Source organism: Corallococcus sp. 4LFB (assembly GCF_046520365.1).
GTDB lineage: Bacteria > Myxococcota > Myxococcia > Myxococcales > Myxococcaceae > Corallococcus > Corallococcus caeni.
In genome coordinates this window covers 1-4,581 of sequence record NZ_JBKGHJ010000591.1, presented here as the reverse complement: position 1 = coordinate 4,581, position 4,581 = coordinate 1, and the positions used below count along the sequence as shown (strand labels likewise).

Sequence of the window (4,581 nt, the reverse complement as noted above, 5' to 3'; positions counted from 1 at the left end):
GGCGCCCGACACCGAGGACACCCCGCCCCTGCGCGAGCGCGCGCCGAACCGGACGCTGGCGCGGCTGCGGCTGGACTACCTCAAGCTGCTCTACGGGCGTGACTACCTGGGCACGACGTACGCGGACAGCGCGGCGGCGCAGGCGGCGCTGGAGGCGGAGGCCGCGTCGTTCGCGGACACGTTCGACCCGGTGGCGTGGTCGCTGCTCTGCTCCGCGTACGCGGGCTGCGACCTGACGGAGACGTTCTCGCGGATCCGCGCGCGGGTGCTGCTGCTCGCGGGCGCGACGGACGCGCTGGCGCCGGCGGGCCGCGTGCGGGACACGTACCACCAGCTCACGGCGGCGGGCGTGCAGGCGCGGTTCGTGGAGCTGCAGGGGCCGGGGGACCACGGCACCCTGCTGGCGGACGCGCACCGGCTCAAGGGGCCGGTGCAGGACTTCCTGCGCTGGCTGCGCGGCTAGCTAGCGCTGCGACTGGTGCTGGCTGGCGAGCCGCGCCCGGAGCGCGCCCACCAGCATCCCGATGGCGATGTCGTTGTTGCCGCCGTGCGGGATGATGATGTCCGCGTGGTGCTTGGACGGCTCCACGAAGCCCATGTGCATGGGGCGCACGTGGCGCAGGTACTGTCCCACCACGTGGTCGAAGTCGCGGCCGCGGTCCTTGATGTCGCGGGTGAGGCGGCGAAGGATGCGCAGGTCGTCGTCCGCGTCGACGTAGATCTTCACGTCCATCTCGTCGCGGACCTCCTTCATGTGCAGCACGAGGATGCCCTCGATGAGGATGATGTCCCCGGGGTCCACGCGGTGCGTGTGCGTCTGGCGGCTGGACGTGACGAAGTCGTAGACGGGCTTCTGGATGGCCTGGCCCTGCTTGAGCGCGCGCAGGTGGCTGACCAGCAGCTCCGTGTCGAAGGCGTCGGGATGGTCGAAGTTCACCTCCCGCCGGTCCACCAGGGGCATGTCCTTGAGGTCCCGGTAGTACGAGTCCTGATCAATGAAGGCGACCCGGCAGTCGGCGAGGGCTTCACGCACCTTGCGGGCCACCGTGGTCTTGCCGGACGCGGTGCCGCCCGCGATACCAACGACGAGGGGTGACGACATGCGGCGGGCAGTACCCCACCAGACAGGTGGGCGCAAGGGTCCGTTGACTCCCGGACACCGCGCCCCGCTTATGCCCGCCGCAAGAGCCCGCGCGCCTGCCCTTCCGCGAGCAGCCACGCGGGCAGGTCCTCCACCGGACGCGGGCCGTCCGCGAGCCCCTGGAGCCCCGCGGCCACCTCTGGCGGTAGGGTCAGGACCTCGAAGCCCGTCCCCTTGCGGCGGATGGCGAAGCGCCACGGCCCGGGCCCGGCCGGGCCGCCACCTGCACCAGGGCCTCCAGGCCGGACACCTCCAGGGCCCCGCAGGCCCACGCACGGCCGGTGAGGTGACGCCGCAACGCCCGTGAGGCGAAGACCAGCTCCGTGAGGTCCGCGGGGAAGGCGCCCAGGCGGACGTCCTCGGCCAGCGCCACCTGGCCCGGGGCGGGGGCCGGGGGCTCCTGGAGGAAGGCGTGCGGCAGCATCATCTCCAGCGACAGCGCGGCGGCCACCCCGTCCGACGGCGCGGCCATCACGCGCTTGCGCGCCCAGGACGCGAAGGCGTGGGACAGCGACCTGCCCAGCCCGTCGAAGAGGCCCCGGTACTCGCGCGAGCGGGTGAAGGACTCCAGTCCCTCCGGCGTCGCCGCGAGCAAAAGGCGCGTCAGCGGCCAGTCCTTGTCCAACTGCTCGGCCACCACCGCCAGCCGGAAGTCCCGGTCCGCGCGCGTGCCCTCGGGGTCGGCGTCCTCGGAGGCCGGCGTGACGCCGTGGCCCGCGTCGAACAGCGCCCACGGGCGGCTCTCCCCGGTGAGCGCGGGCACGGGCTCGCGCGACGCGGGGAAGGCGATGGGAGGACGGGCCTCCTTCGGCACGAGCGCGCGCAGCCGCCGCAGCGACGCGAGCGCCACCTCCGGCGGATGACCGTCGCCCTCGAAGGTGACGGCGCGCAGGCGCGGGCAGCGCGGGAGCACCTCCGCCAGCAGCTCGAACAGCTCCTCGCGCACGGGCTGCGTGTGGTCATCCACGTAGAAGGCCCGCCCTGCCCTGCGCGTCACCACGCCGCCCGCGATGTGGAGCTCCACCACCTGCTCCAACGGGAAGCCGTCCAGGCCCGTGCGCAGGGGCAGCCCCGCGGAGAGCTGGTGGCTGAAGAGGTGGCCCAGGTCCAGCAGCAGCGGCAGGCCCGTGCGCGCGTGCAGCTTCGCCATGAAGTCCAGCGCGTGCAGGCCGCCGCGCGTGGCGAGGACGGCGGGGTTTTCAATCACCAGCGGCACGCTCAAGCCCGCCTGGATGTGGAGCGCGTGCGCCGCGCTGTCCCGCACGCCCGCGTCGTTGAACGGCGGCGTGACGTAGAGGTAGCCCGGGAAGGGCTGGCCGCCCGCGTGCCACCAGCCCACGTCGTTGCCCACCCACGGGCTGCCCACCGCGCGCGCGTGCGCGTCCAGCTGCGCCAGCGCGGACGCGGGCTCCAGCTCCGGGCCCCACAGGTTCAGGTGCACGGGGTGGAAGAGGACCGGCACCTCCTGGCGCCGGCGCCACATCTCCGGAAAGAGCGTGGCCTGCGCCTTCGCCTCCTCCAGCGCGATGGGCGCGCTGTACTCCACGAAGTCGAAGAGGCCGGGCGAGGCGTCGAGCAGCCGGTACGGATGCGGCACGTCCGAGGCGCTCAGGTTGCTGCTCAGCCCCAGCCCCATCCAGGGCAGTGACCACGAATCCGATGCAGGGCGCGTCATGGGCACACCCTAACCACCCGGGCCCCGGGTGGCGCTAACCTTGTGGGGGCGGCCGCTCCAGGCGCACGTCCTGGACCGTCAGCACCCGGCCGTCCGCGGCGCGCACCTCCAGCGGCTTCACCGGCTTCCCGTGCGCCTTGTCGAGCACCCGCGTGCGCGGCTCCCCCGCCTGGAAGCAGTGCTCCTGCCCCCACTGGCCCAGCGCGACCAGGATGGGAAACAGACTCCGCCCCTTCTCCGTCAGCACGTATTCCTGCCACGCGCTGCCGTCGGAGGCCGGCCGGGTGTCCAGGATGCCGTGCGGGCCACCGGGCACACCGCCCCCTCCATGCTCGTCCGCTTCAACACCGCCTCAGTCCCGAGCGCCGTCCCACAACGGGTTGCATAACGAAACCAGGGCCTTTTGATCATCCGGCGATGGGTTTCATCATGAAACCAGTCACGCCGGGCGCAACCGGGAGACGCTGGACGCGGCAGCTGGCCTCAGCTTTCTGAAGGCGCCTCGGTTTTCCGAGCACGCGGATACGCCCGTGGGACGGCGTCTCACAGAGGGAGCACGGCGATGGCATCGCCATTGCTCTGCTCGCGGGACACATCCGTCCTACGGGAGTCGTCCATCCATGAACACGAACCGGTTGCGGCATCTCTTCTCTCGCGCGCTGCGGGCCTCGCTCGCGACGCCGCTGGTGCTGGCGGGCTGTGGCACCGGCAGCACCAGCCTGTCGGGGTACTCGAACGTCGAGTGCACGCCACAAGGGGTACCCGCCATCGACGACCTGAGCATCCAGCCGGCGCAGGACTTCATCGAGCTGCGCCAGGTCACCAGCTACGGCGGTGAGCCGGTCACCTACGAGGCCCGGGCCTCCACTGGCGAAGCGTGCGCGACCGCCACCGACGTGTCCGCCTGTCAGACCGCCCTGGCCGAGGCGCGCTCCAGCGACGGCTTCAATGACGCGTGCATCCAGGCCTGCTCGAAGTACTTCCTGGCGACGACTCGCGGCGACGAGGTGAAGACGTGGTCGACGCTGGAGTCGCTCCAGCAGTTGATCGGCACCGTGGACACCGCGCAGGACGCGGCGCTCCTCACCTTCGCCGCGGGCTACAGCCTGAGCTGCGACACGCTGGAGCGGGGGGCGGTGAAGCGGAACAAGGATGGCAGCTTCAACGTCGTCGGCACGAAGGGCTTCGCGTGCGGCGAGGGCTCCGACCTGACGCAGCATGTGGTCCGGGTGTCCGCCAACGGCAAGATCAACGAGGTGGAGGATCACGTGCTGGAGAAGGGCTCCGGCAGCTGCGCCGTGGGCCGCCGGCCCGTGGGGCTCCAGGGCACCGTCGCTGGCGGCTGCGAGGACGCGCTGGGACACTACTTCGCCCAGACGGCGCACCTGGAGGCCGCGTCCATCCATGCCTTCCTGCGGCTGCGGGAGGAGCTGGCCCTGCACGGCGCGGAGGCCGGCCTCCAGGACGCGGCGCTCGCGAGCGCGGTGGACGAGGTCATGCACACGGAGATGACGGGACGGCTCGCACGGCGCTTCGGGGCCACGCCTCCGCCGCCTTCCGTCGCGGCCGTGCCGCCGCGTGCGCTGGACGAAGTCGCGTTGGACAACGCCGTGGAGGGGTGCGTGCGCGAGACGTACGGCGCGCTGGTGGCCCACCACCAGGCCCTGCATGCGCGCGACGCCGAGGTGCGCGCGGCCATGGTCCGCATCGCCGAGGATGAGACGCGGCACGCGGGCCTGTCGTGGGACATCGACCGGTGGGTGCG

The 4,581-nt window shown here is 72.3% G+C and carries 3 protein-coding genes and 2 pseudogenes; 2 read left to right on the top strand and 3 right to left on the bottom strand.

What is annotated here, in order from left to right:
• Positions 1–463 (top strand): annotated as a pseudogene (locus ACLEQD_RS37550) (alpha/beta hydrolase); the annotation flags it as partial.
• On the opposite strand, the gene udk reads toward ACLEQD_RS37550, so the two are convergent.
• From udk to ACLEQD_RS37535, 3 genes and pseudogenes are all read right to left on the bottom strand, one after another.
• Complete coding sequence (udk, locus tag ACLEQD_RS37545; protein WP_410390677.1) at positions 464–1,102, bottom strand: uridine kinase; 639 nt, start codon at positions 1,100–1,102, stop codon at positions 464–466. It abuts the pseudogene before it with no gap.
• A 68-nt stretch (positions 1,103–1,170) separates the two neighbouring features.
• Positions 1,171–2,816 (bottom strand): annotated as a pseudogene (locus tag ACLEQD_RS37540) (DUF692 family multinuclear iron-containing protein).
• Between the two features lie 34 nt (positions 2,817–2,850).
• A complete protein-coding gene (locus ACLEQD_RS37535) occupies positions 2,851–3,132 on the bottom strand; it encodes a winged helix-turn-helix transcriptional regulator (protein ID WP_410390676.1) in 282 nt (93 codons plus the stop codon).
• Between the two features lie 304 nt (positions 3,133–3,436).
• On the opposite strand from ACLEQD_RS37535, the gene ACLEQD_RS37530 reads away from it, so the two are divergent.
• The coding region (locus tag ACLEQD_RS37530) for a ferritin-like domain-containing protein (RefSeq protein ID WP_410390675.1) at positions 3,437–4,581 on the top strand (1,145 nt) is incomplete at its 3' end.